Origin of the sequence: Streptomyces sp. TM32 (assembly GCF_004122755.1) — a bacterium.
GTDB lineage: Bacteria > Actinomycetota > Actinomycetes > Streptomycetales > Streptomycetaceae > Streptomyces > Streptomyces sioyaensis.
The window spans coordinates 19,474-35,612 of sequence record NZ_SDIG01000051.1 but is presented as its reverse complement, the minus strand read 5'-3'; the positions used below and the strand labels follow the sequence as shown (position 1 = coordinate 35,612).

Below are 16,139 nucleotides of genomic sequence, written 5' to 3'. Positions count from 1 at the left end.
CGTCCCCGGGGGCGGGGGCGGGGGTGTACGGCCGGCTCCGCCGAGGGTCGCCGCGGGCCGTACGCTCCCGGTCCCGAAGCGGGCCCTGGCCCGGTCGACGGCGGCCTCGATGCGGTGTGCCCTGTCGTCTGCCGGGTCGAAGGTCAGCTGGCGGGCGGCGAGTTCGGCGCGGCACAGGTCCTCCGCGCGCAGCGCCACCGACCGCACCCGCGCCCGCTGCAGTCCGAGCGCGGCGTGCAGGGCGTATGCCGCCTCTGTCAGGGCGGGTCCGTGCGCGGTCGGCCCGTCCAGCCGCCGGGTGCGGGTGGTGGTGGAGCGGTCGGCATAGCGGACGGTGAGGGTGAGCGCACGGGCCACCTGCCCGCTCGCCCGCATCCGGGCCCCGAGGCCGTCGGCGAGCGAGAGCAGCGCCCGGCGGCGGCGGTCCGGGTCCAGCTCGTCGTGGACGAAGCGGTGTTCGGCCGCCATCGAGCGGGCCGCGGCGTTGGGGGTCACCGGCGTCGGGTCGATCCCGCGGGCCCGTTCGTAGACCACACGGCCGGTCTTCGCACCGAGGATCCGCTGCAGGGTCGCGGGCGGTGCGGCGGCGATCCGGCCGACGCTGTCGAGCCCGTACGCACACAGGGCGCGCGCGGTCGCCGGGCCGACGCCGTACAGCGCCGAGGCCGGCCGGCGGTCGAGGAACGCGGCGACGGCGTCGGCGTCATCGGGGACGACCCTGATCTCTCCCGGGGCCGCCCCTTGGGCCGCCATCCGGGCGAGCAGCGGGTTCGCGGCGATCCCGATCGTGCACCGTACGCCGTGCCAGGCCAGCGCGCGCAGCCGCACCAGTTCGGCGATGCCCACCGCGTCCCGGTCGAAGTAGCGCAGCGCACCGCGGACGTCCGCCAGCGCGGCATCCGGCGGCAGCGCCTCGATCACCGGGGTGAACTGTGCGAGCAGCCGCAGTAGTTGCTCGAAGCACCCGGCGCTCAGCGGGGTGCCGTCGGCGACCCGGAAGCAGATGTGGAGCATGCCCGGCTGCCGCGGGACGCCGGGAGGTTCCGGCGCCGCGGCGGGCGGCCTCGGGGTAGGGGTCATCCCGCGCTCCCGGGGCTGGAGTGCCACAACTTGCGTCCGGTGGCGGCGCGTTCACCCGGGGGCTGGAGGTCGGCCCACGGGTGCAGTTCGTAGCCGGTCTCCAGGCGGATGGTGCGGTCCGGGGCGCCGGCCGGCTCGGGCTCCTCGCCGGGGCCGGGCTCCCCGCCGGCCTCCCGGTCCGCCCCGGCCGCCTCGGTGTCCGGCGCGACGCCTCCCCCGTCCGGCCCGGTCGCGAGCCGGGCGGTGACCGCCTCCAGCCCGCCTTCGCGGCGCAGTTCGGCCAGCTCGGCGAGGTTCCAGGCGGCGGTCCCGACCACGCTGAGGCTGCGCGGACCGCGCCGCTGGACCGTACCGCGCACCAGCAGCAGCCAGGAGTGGAAGATCGTGTGTGCACAGGCCTGAACAGGACTGGGGGTACCTCCCGGGCCGCCAGGGCCCGGGGGAGCGTCGAAGAAGGCGCAGTCGACCAGGCCCGTGCTGTCGTCGAGGGTGGTGAAGATGACCCGCCGGCCGGAACGGATCGGTGGCGTCTGGGTGGCCGCCTTGGCGCCGGCGACGAGTACCGTCTCGCCGTGCCGGGCCTCGCGCAGCAGCCGGGCCGGCAGCGCCCCCAGCTCCGCGAGGAACTCCTGGTGATCGGCCATGAGGTGGCGGGAGGCGTCCATGCCGAGGACGCCCAGCTCGGCGCTGAGCCGTTCGACCTCGCTGAGGTCGGGCAGTCCCGCCGGCTCGACCGCGTCGGCCGCCGCCTCCGGCTCCACGCCGTCGACGGCCCGGCCCGGCAGCGTCAGCTGGCCGCCGGACGCCTGCCGCCGGCGGTGGTGCAGCTCGGCGATGTGCAGCAGCAGGTCCCGGCGGTTCGCGCCGAAGGCGTCCAACGCGCCCACCCGGGCGAGGCGTTCGGCCACCGGGCGGCCCGGCCTGGCCCGCTGCCACAGGTCCTGGAGCGAGTGGTAGGGCTGCCCCGCTTCGATCCGCCGCGCCTCGGCCTCGCTCATGCCGTGCACATCGCAGAGCGCGAGCCGCAGCCCCCAGACCGCACCGGAGCGGCCCCCGGAACCGTCGGAACGAGGCCCCTCGCCAGACACCAGTTCGATTCGATGGGTGAGGCCCGAGCGGTTCACATCCAGCGGCAGCACCGGCACCCCGCGCCGCCGTGCGTCCGCGAGCAGCAGCCGCTTCGGGTACATCCCGGGATCATGGGTGAGCAGCCCGGCGTAGAACGCCGCGGGGTGGTGCGCCTTGAGCCAGGCCGACTGGTAGGTGGGCACCGCGAAGGCCACCGCATGCGCCTTGCAGAAGCCGTACGAGCCGAAGGCCTCGACGATCTCCCAGGTGCGCGCGATCACGTCGGCCTGGTAGCCGCGCCGCTCGGCGCACTGCGCGAACCAGGCGCGGACCCTGCCCTGCAGTTCGGGGTGCGACAGCGCCCGCCGCTTCTCGTCCGCCTCGTCCCGGAGGCAGCCCGTCATGATCCGCAGCAGCTCGATGATCTGCTCGTGGAACACCACCACCCCATAGGTCTCGCGCAGCGGTTCCGCCAGGTCCGGGTGCGGATAGCGGACCGCCTTGCGGCCGTGCCGGGCCTCGATGAAGGGCCGCACCATGTCGGCGGCGACCGGCCCCGGCCGGAAGAGGGAGATGTCGACGACCAGATCGTGGAAGGTGGCGGGCTGCAGCCTGCCGACCAGATCACGCTGGCCCGGCGACTCGATCTGGAAGCAGCCGAGCGTCTCGGTCGAGCGGATCAGCTCGTAGGTCGCCTCGTCGCCGGGCGGCACCTGCGCGGGGTCGTCGAGGTCGATCCGGCGCCCGGTGGCCCGGCCGATCTCGGCGACCGCATGGGCCATCGCGGACTGCATCCGCACGCCCAGCACATCGAGCTTGAGCAGCCCCATCTCCTCCACGTCGTCCTTGTCGAACTGGGACATCGCGAAGCCTTCGCCGCTGGTGGGCACGACGGGCGTACGGTCCAGCAGCGTGGCGTCGGACAGCAGCACCCCGCACGGATGCATGGCGATCCCGCGCGGCAGCGCGTCCAGCGCCTCGACCAGCTGCCACAGCCGCTCGTCGCCGGCCTCCCGCACCCCGCGCAGCTCCGGCAGCTCGGCCAGCGCCGCCCGCGCGTCCCGGGCGCGGATGTGCGGGAAGGCCTTGGCCAGCCGGTCCACCTGCGCCGGGTCCATGCCCAGCGCCGCGCCCACGTCGCGTACGGCGTGCCGCACGCGGTAGGTCTCGGGCATCGAGACCGTGGCGACCCGCTCCGCGCCGAAGCGGTCGAAGATCGCGCGGTAGACCTCCAGCCGGCGGGCGGACTCCACGTCGATGTCGATGTCCGGCAGCGCCGCCCGCCGTTCGGACAGGAAGCGCTCCATCAGCAGCCCGTGGGCGACCGGGTCGGCGTGTGCGATGCCCAGGAGGTGGTTGACCAGCGACCCGGCGCCGGACCCGCGGGCCGCCACCCGTATCCCCATCTCCCTTATGTCGTCCACGACTTGAGCGACCGTCAGGAAGTACGAGGGATAGCCGAGCCGCTCGATCGTGCGCAGTTCGTCCTGCAGCCGCGTCCAGCGCACCCGGTCGCGGTCGTAGCCGCGCAGCACCATCCCGGCGGCGCAGCGCGAGCGCAGCACCCGGGCGGCGGTGCGGTGTTCCGCGCCGACCAGCCGCGGCTCGGGGAAGTGGATCCGGCCGAGTCCGATGTCGTCCTGCGGGTCGACCAGGCACTCGCCGGCGGTCTCCTCGGTCATGGCGAGCAGCCGGTGGGCGAGGTCGCGCCGGAAGCCGGCCGCCTCGGCGATCCGCCCGGCGGTGTGCCGCATCGCGGCGGCGTCCTTGAGCCAGCGCTCACCGCCGTCCCAGGTCTCGGGCCGGTGCCGGTCCACCGGCACCAGGCGGCGGGCGGAGTCCAGGACATCGGCGACCGGGCCCTGGCCGGGGTCGGCATAGCGCACCGCGTTGGTCAGGACGGCACGGATGCCCTGGTCGACGGCGAAGCCGAGGGTGCGGGCGGCCAGCCGCGCCGAGCCGGGTCCACTGCCGGGCCGCCCGTGGTCGACGACCTCCAGGCGCAGCCCCTCGCCGTACAGCTCCCGCCAGGGGGCGACGAGCCGGGCGGCGCGGTCCGGGCGGCCGGCGGCCAGCGCCCGGCCCACCTCGGAGTCCGGTCCGAGGAGCACGGTCAGTCCGTCGGCGGCGGAGGCCAGGGCACTCCACGGGAGGACGGGCTGTTCGGCCCCGCCCGCATGGGCGGCCGAGACCAGCCGGCACAGGGCGGCCCAGCCGGCCGCGCCGTCGCGGGCCAGGAAGACGGCGCGGGCGGCGGACTCGTCGAGGAAGGCGCCGCCGCGCACCGGGGTGCGCCGCCGCACGGTGGCACTGCCGGCAGCGGGTCCCGGCGCCTGCTCCGCCACGGCGAGTTCGCTGCCGAACAGCGGACGGATGCCCGCCTCGGCGGCGGCCTTGGCGAAGCGTACGGCCCCGGAGAGCCCGTCCCGGTCGGTCAGCGCGAGGGCTTCCATCCCGCGCTCGGCGGCGCGCTCGGCGAGACGCTCCGGATGGGAGGCGCCGTAGCGCAGGGAGAACCCCGAAGCGGTGTGCAGATGCGTGAACCCTGGCATCCGCACCTCCTGCACTCATCCGCCCCGACCGACCCTGTGACCCCCGCTCCTCTCCTCCACCATACCCGTCCATCGAACATTCGTACGAAGAGAAGCCGAAGATCACCGCCCCGCCTCCGCCGATCGGCCCCACCTGCTCTGCACGGCCCCGTCGCCGACCGGAAAATGAGGGAACAAAGGCCCCGGACCACCGCCGCACCGCGGCAGGGAGCGCCCCGGGGCCACGACGGACGACGGCACCCGCACGAAGGACGTGATCCCCTCATGACCATCTCCGCCGGCCGGCTGTCCCACCCCGCGGTCCGGGCCCTGGTCACGGCCCTCAACAGCAATGACGAGCAGGCGTTCTTCGACGCCCTGACCACCGGCGCCACCATGTCCGACGACGGCCTCGACCAGGATCTGCGGGAGTGGTGCGACCGGGAGATCTTTGCCACGCGAGGGCACCTGGACGTGCAGTCCGAATCGGACCACGGGCTGTCCCTCGTCGCGAACTACCGCAACGACACCTGGGGCGAGATGCGGACCCGCTGGCGGTTCACGGTGGAGGACGGCAAGGTGAGCCGCTTCGAGACCGGGCAGGCGTGAGGCCGTTCGCCTCGGCGCCCGCCGGCCGCCGGCTCACGCATCGGCTCGCCCACCGGCTCACATGTGCGTGCCGCCGTCGATCCGGATCTCCGTGCCGGTGATGAACGCGCCGTCCTGCGAGGCGAGCATCGCGATCACGCCCGCGACCGTCTCCGGGGCCGCGAAGCCCTCGCCGAGCGCCGGGGTGAGCTTGTTGAACAGGGTCATGTCGGCGTCCTCGGGCAGCCCCGGTACGCGCCCGCGGGTCATCCCGCTGGCGATGGACCCCGGCGCCACGCACACCGCCCGCAGCCCCTGCTTGCTGTACTCGCTCGCGATGGCATGCGTCATGGCCTGGATGCCGCCCTTGCTCGCCGCATAGGCCGCCATGTACGGGTGCGCGAACGCCGCGGACGTGGAGCTGAAGTTGACCACGACCGGCGAGCGGGCCTCCAAGAGGGCGGGCAGCGCCTCACGCGTCACCAGGAACGTACCGGTCAGATTGATCGAGATGATCTTGTTGAAGAGATCCAGGCCGGTCTCGTGGGTGTGCGCGGAGCGCAGGATGCCGGCCGCGTTGACCAGGACGTCCAGACCGCCGAGGCCGGCCACCGCGGCGGCGACGCCGGAGCGGACCGCCGCCTCGTCGGCGATGTCCAGCACCCTCGTCACCAGCCGCCCGGCCGTCCCGTCCTCGGCGGCACGGTCCGCGGTGCTCCGCAGGCCGTCCGCGTCGATGTCCGCCGCGACCACCCGGGCCCCCTCGGCGAGGAGCCGGTGGACGGTGGCCTGTCCGATGCCCGAGCCGGCGCCGGTGATCAGGGCGCGGTGTCCGTCAAAGCGATGCATGGTCCAGCTCCGTCCTCAAGGCGTTCCCGCACGCTAACTCCAAAGTGTCACATCGTGCCAAACTCGCATCCTGTGCAGATGCGGCATGCCACGTAGGCTGACGTCCATGCCCTCCGAGCCCGCCCCGCGCCCCCGCCCCTCGCTCACCGAGCGGCGCAAGGCCGCGACCCAGCTGGAGATCGCACGGACCGCGGCCACACTCTTCGCGGAGCGCGGCGCCGCCGTCACCGCCGAGGAGATCGCGCGGACCTCGGGCGTCGCGTTGCGCACCTTCTACCGCTACTTCCGCACCAAGGAGGATGCGGTGGTACCGCTGCTCGCCACCGGGGTGCGGCAGTGGGTCGACGATCTGGCGGCGTCACCGGCCGGCCCGGACGCACCGCCCGTGCGCGAGGCGCTGGAGCGGGCGGCCCGCCGGGCGCTGACCCCCGCGGACGCGCCGGCCGCCGAGTCCCTGCGCCGGACCCGCGGGCTCCTGCGGGCGATGCCGGGCGACCCGGCGCTGCGCGCGGTCTGGCACCGGGTTCACCACGACGCCGAGGAGGCGCTGATGCCGGTCCTGGGACGGCTGACCGGCGCCGGCCCGCTGGAGGTACGGCTGGCCGCGGCGGCCGCGAACACCGCGATGCGGGTCGCGGTGGAGCAGTGGGCGGCGGGCGACGCGGCGCCGGACGGGCCGCAGGGGCCGGCGGAGCTGGTGGCGCGGAGCATGCGGGCGCTGACGGCGGGGCTGCCGGAGCTGACCGGGAGGCCCGGACAGGCGGGGGCGCGGAAGCCTGCCGCGCGGACGCGGAAGCCGGGCCGCACGGCAAAAGGGCGGCGCGGCGACGGGCCGGCGGGCACGGAACGGCCGGGCCGGTAGGGCCCCGGGAGAGCACCGGCAGGGCCCCGGGAGGACCCCAGGAAGGGCACGGCGACGGACCCGGCAGGCCGGTAAGGCGACCGGCGGCGGGCCGGCTCCTACCTCGGCGGGCGACCGGCGCCGCACGGAGGGACCCTCCGGCCCCGCTCTTCAGCCAATCGCCGGAGATCGAAACCTTCCCGAACGGCCGGTCGGTGGCCGGATCCGGGTATTCCGGAGGGAAGCGCCTCTTGCCAGGAGCATGACGAACGGGGCAACTCCACTGGCCGGGCCGCACTTTCGCCCGGCCGCCACGCACCCCCTCCGGCTCGTTCGCGCCATTACCCTGAGCTTTCGAGTAACGACTCAAAGTGAACGCTTCATGCGCGCTCAAGATGCTTTCGGGATGCGGTTGGGCCAGACTCCCGTCCGGTATCTGCACCTTCGAGCAAGGGAGTGTTCGTCATGCGGTACATCACTGGGGCGGTCGCGCTCGGCGCGGCGCTGGTTCTCGGCGGCCTGGCCACCAGCGCACAGGCCGTCGCCGCCCCGGCGCAGTCCGGGCGGTCCAGCGGCCTGTACGCCCCGTCGGAACTGGTGCTGACGGTGGGCCAGGGCGCAAGCCGTGCGACCGCCACCGTGCAGCGCGCGGTGTCGCTCACCTGCATGCCGAAGGCCGGCGGCAGCCACCCCAACCCGATAGCCGCCTGTGACCAACTGCGCACGGTGGCCGGCGACTTCAACGCGGTGACCGCCGCACCGTCGCAGCGCCTGTGTACCAAGGAGTGGGCTCCCATCGTGGTCACCGCGGACGGCGTGTGGCAGGGCAAGCGGGTCTCGTACAGCTACACCTTCGCCAACCCCTGCGCGATGACCGACGGCCGCGGCTCGGTCTTCGACTTCTGACCGGACCGTTCGCGATCCCCGGGCACCGGACGGCGGTGCCCGGGGATCGCTCTGTCCGGCAGCTCAGGGCCTGCCGGGCGCGGGCCGCCTCAGCCGATCTCCGCGCCGTAGGCCTTCAGCGCCTCCGGGACGGGCTGGAAGAAGGTCTCGCCCCCCTTGGTGCAGTCGCCGCTGCCGCCGGAGGTGAGGCCGATCGCCGCGTCACCGTCGAAGAGCGCGCCGCCGCTGTCGCCGGGCTCGGCACAGACATCGGTCTGGATCAGACCGTCGACCGTGCCCTCCTGGTAGTTGACGCTGGCGTTCAGCGCCTTGACGGTGCCGTCGTGCACCTGGGTGGTGCTGCCGCTGCGCTGCACCTTCTCGCCGACGGTGGCCTCCGCGGCCTTGGTGATCTTCTGCGTGCTGCCGTTGTAGAGGTCGACCTCGCTCGGGTGCGCGGTGTCGCCGGTGTACTTGGCGAGGGAGAAGTCGTCACCCGGGAACTTGGAGTCCTCGGTCGTGGCGATCGCCGAGCCGCCCTGCTGGTCCGACCAGCTCTTGATCTCGTTGCCGCAGTGGCCGGCCGTCAGGAAGTACGGCTGACCGTCCTTGACCACGTTGAAGCCGAGCGAGCAGCGGGCGCCGTCGCCCCAGATCGCGTCGCCGCCACCGATGAAGGGTTTGAACTCACCCTTGCTGTGGCGCACCTCGACCTTGTCACCGAGGCCCTGGGCGACCTTGGTCAGCCGGTCCAGCTTGGCGCCCTTGACCGTGCGGTCGGCGGTCACCACGACCTTGTTGCTCTGCGGGTCGATCCCCCAGGACGTCCCGGGGATGGTCGCCTTCGACTTCAGCGTCTGCCGGGCAGCGTCGAGCTGGGCGAAGGTGTGCTTGACGAATCTGGCTTCCGCCCCCTTCGCCCGCGCGGCCCTGGCCTGCGCCTGGTTCACGACGTTGACCACCAGCTTCTTGGCCTTGGCGTCGTAGAACGCGCCCGCGGTGTCCGTCTTGAGGTGGGACGCGAGCGCGGTCGCCGCGGCGGAGGTCAGCTTGGCGAGTGCGGGGGTGGGAGCCGGCGCCGTGGACGCGTTGGCATTGGCGAGGACCACCGTGGCGGAAGCGGCGAGCGCGAGCGCTCCCGCACCTGCGATCACGGCGCGTCGGTTGGGTATGCGTCGGTGCTTCAACTCAGAGCCTCCCGTGGGGGGAAGAGCCCGGAAACCGTGGGGAGTTGTCCGAGCCCGGAGAGCGGGGAATCGGAACACGGACGGTCCCCCCGGGAAGCCGCACCCCTCGGAAGTCGCGTCCATGCCAACGTGTGCGCGGCCGAGTATCCCCATCCGCCTCACTCGTGCACAAGACCGAGTACCGGTCTCACATACGGGAGTTCACCATTTCGCCACACGGCGGTCACACCTGTGTCCGCGTCCCCAGACGTCGAGTGCGGACTTCAGCGGGCATCCGGAAGCGCGACGGCCTCGCCACGTGTGAGGACTATAGCTGGCCGGAAAACGGCGTCCGGGAGCCGCCCCCGGGCAGCGCAAAGCGCCGTACACACCCGCCTCAACGGGTACATACGGCGCTCAACAGGACATCAGACAGACGGAAGCGCTCCGCCCTACGGCAGGTCCTCTGCCTACGGCAAGTCCTCTGCTCCCTACGGCAGGTCCTCCGCCTCCGGGAGGTCCTCCAGCTCCGCCGGCAGCTCGCCCTCCGTCTCGCGCTCCACGGCCGCGGGCGCGGCGTCGGACACCTCAGGAGCGGCCGGCCGCTCCGCGCGCCCCCGCGCGGCTTCGGCCGCCGCGGTCTCCGCTTGGGCCTGCAGCCCGGAGCGCTCCAGGAACCGCAGCAGTTCGACCGGGAAAGGCAGGACAAGGGTGGAATTCTTCTCGGCGGCGACCGCCACTACGGTCTGCAGCAGCCGCAGTTGCAGGGCCGCGGGCTGGCCGGACATCGCCTCGGCCGCCTCGGCCAGCTTCTTCGACGCCTGCAGCTCGGCATCGGCGTTGATCACCCGGGCACGCCGGTCCCGGGTCGCCTCCGCCTGGCGGGCCATCGAGCGCTTCATCGTCTCCGGCAGGGAGACGTCCTTGATCTCCACCCGGTCGACGGTCACTCCCCAGCCGATGGCCGGACTGTCCATCATCAGCTCCAGGCCCTGGTTGAGCTTCTCGCGGTTCGACAGCAGATCGTCCAGCTCGCTCTTGCCGATGATCGACCGCAGCGAGGTCTGCGCCATCTGTGAGACCGCGAAACGGTAGTCCTCGACCCGGATGACCGCGTCGGCGGCGTCCACGACCTTGAAATAGACGACCGCGTCGACCCGCACGGTGACGTTGTCCCGGGTGATGCCCTCCTGGGCGGGCACCGGCATCGTGACGATCTGCATATTGACCTTGCGCATCCGGTCGATGAACGGAACGATCATGGTGAATCCCGGCTCGCGCACCTCGGAGGCCAGCCGCCCCAGCCGGAGCACCACACCGCGCTCGTACTGCTTGACCACCCGCGCCGCCGCGACGAGGTAGACCGCTCCCACAGAGGCCAGCGCCACCGCGCTCGTCACCAGTTCTTCGACCATCACGGCTCCCTGAACGTGTGCCGTACGCCATCCGAATCGCGTTGTTTACCATGGTATGCCCGGCTCGGAGGGCGGTCGAGGCTCGCGGGGCGCGGCCGGGTTCCCGTCCGCCGGCGGACGGGAACCCTGGGGTCTGTCGTTTGGATCAGGCCGGCCCGGTCCAAACGACAGACCCTCGGACCGCCGGAGCCGGCTCCGGCGGTCCACCGTGCCGTCGGTCCCTGCGCACCGCGGTCCGCAGGGACGTCAGCCGGCCGGCGTCAGTAGACGCTCACGCCGTAGGCGCTCAGCGCTTCGGTGACGGGCTGGAAGAACGTGGTGCCGCCGGACGTGCAGTCGCCGCTGCCGCCCGAGGTCAGGCCGAGGGCCTTGGTCCCGGAGTAGAGGGGGCCGCCGCTGTCACCGGGCTCGGCACAGACGGTGGTCTGGATGAGTCCGGAGACGATGTCGCCGCTGCCGTAGTTGACGGTGGCGTTCAGCGCGGTGACCTTGCCGCTGTGGATGCCGGTGGTGGAGCCGCGGCGGGTGACCGACTGACCGACGCTCGGGGTGCCGGCGCTGGTGATGTCCTGGCTACCGACCGTCCCGGGGTGCGACAGGGAGGTGTTGGTGTACTTCACGATGCCGTAGTCGTTGCCCGGGAAGCTGGTGCCGGTGGTCGGGCCGATGCTCGTGGTGTGCGAGGAGCTGGTGTACCAGGGCGGTTTTCCTTCGGTGCAGTGACCGGCCGTCAGGAAGTAATAGGTGCTGCCGCTACGGACGTTGAAGCCCAGCGAGCAGCGCCAGCTGGGGGCGTAGATGGCGTCACCGCCGGAGATGAACTTGCGGAAGGTGCCCGGGACGCGGTCGATGCGGACCGCGCCGGCGTTGCTGCCGGCGGCCCGCTCGATCCTGGCGATCCCGGCCGGGGAGACCGTGCGGTCGGCGGTGACGACCAGGGTGTGGGTGGCACTGTCGACCCGCCAGGCGGTGCCGGCGACATCCGCGGCCCGGACCGCGTCTCCGGCGGCGCTGAGCTGGGCGGCGCTGAACGTCCTTGCGGGTGCGGGGTTCTGGGCGTGGGCGGTCGGGATGGCGATGGCTCCGATGGCCACCAGTCCGGACGCCACGGCGATCAGCCGGGTACGTCTCGCCACGCCGCTGTGGGGGTTGGTGCGCGCGTTCCTCACTGATTCCTCCGAGGGGGATCGGGGGGCCGCCGGTGGGCAGCCCGTGAGGCGCAGCCGAGGGGCAGACCGGAATCCGCACGTTCCTTTTCGGCGTGCCCCTGACAAGCGCTGAGCGGAGTGTCAGGCGCACCGCCCCCACTGCGCAAGAGGCATTCACCAATGTCTTGTGTCCGGAACGTCTTGCGTCCGGACGTCTTGTGCCCCCGTAACACCTCGCCCCGGCAGCCTCGTTGACGGCTGCCGGGGCAGTGCTCGGGCGGGACATGGGGGCGGCGTGCCGGCCGCGGCATCAGGCAGCCGGGCCCGGCCGCGGCGCGAGGCGGGCGGCCGGGCCTCGGCGCGAGGCGAGCGGCCCGGCCCCCGCCCCTCCCCTCAGCGGGCGAGCGCGTCCGCCCGCGCCGGGCCGCCGGCCGTGTGCCGCCGTACGACCTCGTCCATCAGCGCGGCCAGCACCTCGCGTACGGACGGGCGCCCGCGCGCATCGCAGGCCAGCACCGGGACCCCGCCGTCGATGCCCAGCGCCTCACGGACCTCCTCCAGCGCGAAGTGCCGGGCGCCGTCGAAGCGGTTGACCGCCAGCACGAACGGGGTGCCGCGCTCCTCGAAGTAGTCCAGCGCCGGGAACGAGTCCTCGATCCGCCGGGTGTCGACCAGCACGATCGAGCCCAGCGCGCCCTCGACCAGATCGTCCCAGAGGAAGGAGAAGCGGTCCTGGCCCGGTGTGCCGAAGAGGTACAGCACGATCGTGGGGTCGAGGGTGATCCGGCCGAAGTCCAGCGCGACCGTCGTGGTGGTCTTGTTCTCCACGCCGGCCAGCGAGTCCACGCCGACCGAGACCTGGGTGATGGCGGCCTCGGTGTCCAGCGGCTCGATCTCGGAGATCGCACCGATGAACGTCGTCTTGCCGACGCCGAGACCGCCGCTGACCACGATCTTCACGGCGAGCGGCGCGGCGTTGTCAGAGCGCCCTGACATGATCCCTGATCCTCTCCAGGACATGGAGCGGCAGCTCCTTGGGTTGTTGACAGACCAGCAGTCCGGCGACGACCAGATCGGCGATGAGCACCTTGGCCACGCCCAGCGGCACCCCGGTCTTCTCCGCCACCTCGGCCACCATCGTCGGCCGGGCGCACAGCGCCACGATCCGGCGGCGCTCGAACTCCAGGCCCGCGAGCGACGCCTCGGGCCCGGCGACCACCAGCGTCTCCAGGCGCAGCCCGTCGTGTATCGGCTCGGCCCGGCCGCCGGTCATGATGAACGGCCGGACGAACAGCTCCGCCGCATCGGCTTCCTCGCTCATCGCGGCAGGACCTGCCGCAGATCCGCGATCAGCGCCGGGGTGAGCAGATCCCCGGCCCGCTCGGCCAGCACCGCCATCTCGTAGCCGACCAGGCCGAGTTCGCCGGTGCTGTCGGCGAGCACACCTAAGCAGCTGCCGTCCCGGACCGCCGAGACCAGCAGGTAGCCGCGGCCCATCTCGATCATGATGAGCTTGACGCCGTCGAACTCATAGCGGCGCGAGGCGCTGCGCGCCAGGCTCGACAGGCCCGAGACCACCGCCGCCAGGTGATCGGCGTCGGTCCGGCCCAGGCCGTCGGAGACCGCGATCAGCAGGCCGTCCGAGGAGACCGCCACCGCGTCGCGCACCCCGTCCGTCTTGCGGACGAAGCTGGCCAGCAGCCAGTTGAAGGTCTGGGAATCGCTGTGGAGATCGACGCTCACTTCTCGTCACCCTTCTTCGCCGTCCGGGCAGTCTCCGGCCGGGTGTCCTGCCCGCTGCCCTGCCCGGACTCCGCCGCCCCCGCCGCCTGTTCCTTCTCCTGCTCTCTTTCCTGTTCCTTCTCCCGCTCCTTCTCCCGCTCCTTCTCCACGCTGATGCCGCCGCGCATATGGGCGCTGCGGAGCGTGGCGAGCATGCCGGACACCTCATCGGGGGTCCGGTCGGGCGTCGGGGCGGCCGTCTGCTGCCAGCGCGGCGCGGCCGCCTCGTTCACCGCCGACTGGATGGCGCTCCGCCGGGCGCGCTTGACCAGCCCGTTACGGGTGCGGGACGCGGCTGAACCGCGGGCCTCCGCCGGGGCCTCCGCCGGGGCCTCCGCCGCGGATTCCCGTGCGGCGCGGGGGTGCGGCAGCGCCTCGGCGGCCCGGTCGTCCGCGGCGGGCCCGGCCGCGGGCCGCGGCTCGGCGGGTGGGCCGGCCGTATCGTGCCGCTCGGCTCCGTCGTCCGCGCGGGGCCCGGCCGCGGGCCGGTTCCGCTCCGGCTTCGTGGCCCGCCGCTCCGAACGGGTGCCGGGGACGTCCGTGGCGGCCGCCGTCGCGGACGGCTCCGTGAGGAGGCTGCCCGGGATGAGCACCCGGGCGACGGTGCCGGCGGCCGGCGCCTCGCCGAGCCTGACCTCCACACCGCACCTGCGGGCCAGCGCGCCGACCACGAAGTGCCCCAGGAAGCGGGTCGGTTCGGCCATGAAGCCGGCCATACCGGAGAGCCGGACGTTGGCCTCGGCCATCGCCGCGGCGGTCATGCCGGTGCCGTGGTCGACGATCGCGACGAGATAGCCGGCGCTGGTGCGACGGCCCTCGACCTCCACCTCGGTCTCCGGGGGCGAGAAGTTCAGTGCGTTCTCGACGAGTTCGGCCAGCAGATGGGCGATCTCGGAGACGACCACACCGCTGAGGAAACCGGCGTCGACCCGGCGCAGCGTGACCCGGCGGTACTCCTCCACCTCGGCGAGCGCCGCCCGGATGACATCGGTGACCGACAGCGGGGTGGCCGAGGTCCGCGGACTGGCCTCACCGGCGAGCACCAGCAGGCTCTCGGCGTTACGGCGCATCCGGGTGGCGAGGTGGTCCAGCTCGAAGAGGTTGGCCAGCGTCTCCGGATCGGCGTCCTCGTGCTCCAGCCGGTTGATGAAGCTGATCTGACGCCGCACCAGGTTCTGGTTCCGGCGGCCGAGGCTGACCAGCGACTCGGTGGCGTTGCGGCGCAGTACGGCCTGCTCGGTGGCCAGGTCGTAGGCCACCTTCTGCATCTGGTCGAAGGCGTCGGCCAGCTGCTGGACCTCGGTGCCCGCACCCCGTGGGACGGTCAGCGGGCCGAGCGGCGCGGGCGTGCCGGCCCCGGACTGCACCTGTGCGACGGCGTCGGGCAGCCGGCCGCCGGCGACCTCGCGGGCCTGGCGGGTCAGGGAGCCGAGCGGCCCGGAGACCGACCGGGCGGCGCCGACGGCCAGCGCGCCGAGGGCCAGCACCGAGCCGAGGGCCAGCAGCCCGAAGAGCACCAGCGTCCGGGTGGCCTCGTCCTGCAGGGCCGAGGCGCGGTCCTTGATGTCCTCGCCCAGGGCGATCTGGACGGTGCGCAGCCCGTTGATGGTGCCGGTCGCCGCGTCGTACCAGGCGGTCGGCGGCACCGCCGCGGGAGCCGGCAGCGCGCCACGCCCGTCGACGATCTCCTTCTCGTAGCCGAAGAGCCGCCGGGCGACCGGCGTCGCCAGCGCCTCCGCCACCTCCCGCCGCTGCTTCGCGGAGGCCCACGCGGGATAGGAGTCCAGGGCCGCCAGCCGCCCGGAGCGGGCGGTCATGAAGCGGGTGTAGTCCTCGCCGTGGAACCGCCGGGAGTGCAGCGAGCCGAGCACGACGGCCCGCTCCTGACCGAGGAACTCCTTTGCCGTGCCCAGGACTTGCAACGCCTGGTAGTCGGCGCGCAGCTCGCCGTCGCGGACCTCGACGAGACCGGCACCGAGGCCGTTCAGGGCGACATCGGCGTCGGTGAAGTAGGAGTAGGTGCGCTCGACCCGGCCGGTGCCACGGTCGGCGGCGGCGCGGATGCCCTGCAGGGCGTTGACGCGGACCAGGGCGGCGCGTACGGCGCCGGCGGCGCGGTCGCGCCGGCCGGCCAGCTCGCGGTCCACCGCGCCGCGCGCGGCGTCGGTGCGCGGGCGCTGGGCGAGCATCCGGTCGTGGAACTCCCGGACACCACCGACATAGCCGGTGGTCAGCCCGCGCTCCTTCTGGTGCTCGTGGAGGAAGCCCTGGAGGGCGTCGAAGAGCCGGGCGTCGGCCGCGGTGGTACCGGCGTTCTCGTAGTCGCCCACTTGTCGCGCCGCGGAGAAGCCGAGCAGGGCGAGGAGTATCGCGAGGGCGACGGCCAGGATGCGGACGAGTTTGGCGCGGATGGTGCGTGGCGCCACGACCGTGGCCGTCACCATGTGCCGGAGGCGCCGGTACCCGGCGCGTGTGGTCTGAGTTTCCACGTACAGAACTTTCGAGGGAAGTTGATGCGGTGGGCAGATCTCGATCTGCTGCCGTGTCAACGACCCTCGGATGGGCCAGTCACCCGATCATCGTCCTATTTCCCGGTGGTGCGCCGGCGCCCTTGGCATTTGCCCTGGTCCCGTGCACGAACCTACCCAGGGGTTCGCTCCCCCTTTCACCGGCCACTTTTCGGTATCGCCCCGGTAAAATACCGACCGTCACGTTCTTCGTACTGTCAGTTTCCTTATGGGGCGCGAATGCTGATGGCGCGCCACCCTCTTTGCACCAGATGTGTC

13 protein-coding genes are annotated in these 16,139 nt (G+C 73.0%); 3 read left to right on the top strand and 10 right to left on the bottom strand.

Going from position 1 to position 16,139, the window contains the following annotated elements:
* Together EST92_RS14425 and dnaE are read right to left on the bottom strand one after the other, a co-directional pair.
* Nucleotides 1-1,080: helix-hairpin-helix domain-containing protein (locus tag EST92_RS14425; RefSeq protein WP_129281332.1), on the bottom strand; the 1,080-nt coding region annotated here is incomplete at its 3' end.
* Nucleotides 1,077-4,700 carry a DNA polymerase III subunit alpha gene (dnaE, locus tag EST92_RS14420; RefSeq protein WP_129281331.1) on the bottom strand — a complete coding sequence of 1,208 codons (3,624 nt, stop codon included), beginning with the start codon at nucleotides 4,698-4,700 and terminating at the stop codon, nucleotides 1,077-1,079. The genes EST92_RS14425 and dnaE, both read right to left, overlap by 4 nt.
* A 264-nt stretch (nucleotides 4,701-4,964) precedes the next feature.
* Between dnaE and EST92_RS14415 the strand changes: the two genes are divergently transcribed.
* A complete protein-coding gene (locus EST92_RS14415) occupies nucleotides 4,965-5,288 on the top strand; it encodes a nuclear transport factor 2 family protein (RefSeq protein WP_129281330.1) in 324 nt (107 codons plus the stop codon).
* 57 nt (nucleotides 5,289-5,345) lie between these two features.
* On the opposite strand, the gene EST92_RS14410 is transcribed toward EST92_RS14415, so the two are convergent.
* The gene (locus EST92_RS14410; protein WP_129281329.1) at nucleotides 5,346-6,116 is read right to left on the bottom strand and encodes an SDR family NAD(P)-dependent oxidoreductase; all 771 of its coding nucleotides are present in this window, start codon (nucleotides 6,114-6,116) and stop codon (nucleotides 5,346-5,348) included.
* A gap of 106 nt (nucleotides 6,117-6,222) precedes the next feature.
* On the opposite strand from EST92_RS14410, the gene EST92_RS14405 reads away from it, so the two are divergent.
* Both EST92_RS14405 and EST92_RS14400 read left to right on the top strand, forming a co-directional pair.
* On the top strand, nucleotides 6,223-6,978 hold the full coding sequence (locus EST92_RS14405; RefSeq protein WP_129281328.1) for a TetR family transcriptional regulator: 756 nt from the start codon (nucleotides 6,223-6,225) through the stop codon (nucleotides 6,976-6,978).
* A 444-nt stretch (nucleotides 6,979-7,422) separates the two neighbouring features.
* On the top strand, nucleotides 7,423-7,863 hold the full coding sequence (locus EST92_RS14400; protein ID WP_129281327.1) for a subtilase-type protease inhibitor: 441 nt from the start codon (nucleotides 7,423-7,425) through the stop codon (nucleotides 7,861-7,863).
* Nucleotides 7,864-7,952: 89 nt separating this feature from the next.
* On the opposite strand, the gene EST92_RS14395 is transcribed toward EST92_RS14400, so the two are convergent.
* The 7 genes from EST92_RS14395 to EST92_RS14365 form a co-directional block, all read right to left on the bottom strand.
* Nucleotides 7,953-9,029, bottom strand: coding sequence for a S1 family peptidase (locus EST92_RS14395; protein ID WP_129281326.1), 1,077 nt, complete (start codon nucleotides 9,027-9,029; stop codon nucleotides 7,953-7,955).
* 470 nt (nucleotides 9,030-9,499) lie between these two features.
* Entirely contained in the window at nucleotides 9,500-10,423 is a 924-nt protein-coding gene (locus EST92_RS14390) for a slipin family protein (RefSeq protein WP_129281325.1), read from the bottom strand.
* A gap of 260 nt (nucleotides 10,424-10,683) precedes the next feature.
* Nucleotides 10,684-11,592, bottom strand: coding sequence for a S1 family peptidase (locus EST92_RS14385; RefSeq protein WP_129281324.1), 909 nt, complete (start codon nucleotides 11,590-11,592; stop codon nucleotides 10,684-10,686).
* Nucleotides 11,593-11,964: 372 nt separating this feature from the next.
* Nucleotides 11,965-12,567: an ATP/GTP-binding protein gene (locus EST92_RS14380; protein ID WP_129281323.1), complete on the bottom strand. Its 603-nt coding sequence runs from the start codon at nucleotides 12,565-12,567 to the stop codon at nucleotides 11,965-11,967.
* Nucleotides 12,551-12,892 carry a DUF742 domain-containing protein gene (locus EST92_RS14375; protein ID WP_129281322.1) on the bottom strand — a complete coding sequence of 114 codons (342 nt, stop codon included), beginning with the start codon at nucleotides 12,890-12,892 and terminating at the stop codon, nucleotides 12,551-12,553. The genes EST92_RS14380 and EST92_RS14375 overlap by 17 nt, the downstream gene beginning before the upstream one ends.
* Entirely contained in the window at nucleotides 12,889-13,314 is a 426-nt protein-coding gene (locus EST92_RS14370; RefSeq protein ID WP_129247604.1) for a roadblock/LC7 domain-containing protein, read from the bottom strand. The genes EST92_RS14375 and EST92_RS14370 overlap by 4 nt, the downstream gene beginning before the upstream one ends.
* Nucleotides 13,311-15,842, bottom strand: coding sequence for a nitrate- and nitrite sensing domain-containing protein (locus EST92_RS14365; protein WP_254068810.1), 2,532 nt, complete (start codon nucleotides 15,840-15,842; stop codon nucleotides 13,311-13,313). Before EST92_RS14365 ends, EST92_RS14370 begins: the two co-directional genes overlap by 4 nt.
* Between the last annotated feature and the right edge of the window lie 297 nt (nucleotides 15,843-16,139).

Bases quoted from the DNA above. Each gene is read 5' to 3' on its own strand.
- dnaE (WP_129281331.1), bottom strand. From the start codon at position 4,700: ATGCCAGGGTTCACGCATCTGCACACCGCTTCGGGGTTCTCCCTGCGC.
- EST92_RS14415 (WP_129281330.1), top strand. From the start codon at position 4,965: ATGACCATCTCCGCCGGCCGGCTGTCCCACCCCGCGGTCCGGGCCCTG.
- EST92_RS14410 (WP_129281329.1), bottom strand. From the start codon at position 6,116: ATGCATCGCTTTGACGGACACCGCGCCCTGATCACCGGCGCCGGCTCG.
- EST92_RS14405 (WP_129281328.1), top strand. From the start codon at position 6,223: ATGCCCTCCGAGCCCGCCCCGCGCCCCCGCCCCTCGCTCACCGAGCGG.
- EST92_RS14400 (WP_129281327.1), top strand. From the start codon at position 7,423: ATGCGGTACATCACTGGGGCGGTCGCGCTCGGCGCGGCGCTGGTTCTC.
- EST92_RS14390 (WP_129281325.1), bottom strand. From the start codon at position 10,423: ATGGTCGAAGAACTGGTGACGAGCGCGGTGGCGCTGGCCTCTGTGGGA.
- EST92_RS14380 (WP_129281323.1), bottom strand. From the start codon at position 12,567: ATGTCAGGGCGCTCTGACAACGCCGCGCCGCTCGCCGTGAAGATCGTG.
- EST92_RS14375 (WP_129281322.1), bottom strand. From the start codon at position 12,892: ATGAGCGAGGAAGCCGATGCGGCGGAGCTGTTCGTCCGGCCGTTCATC.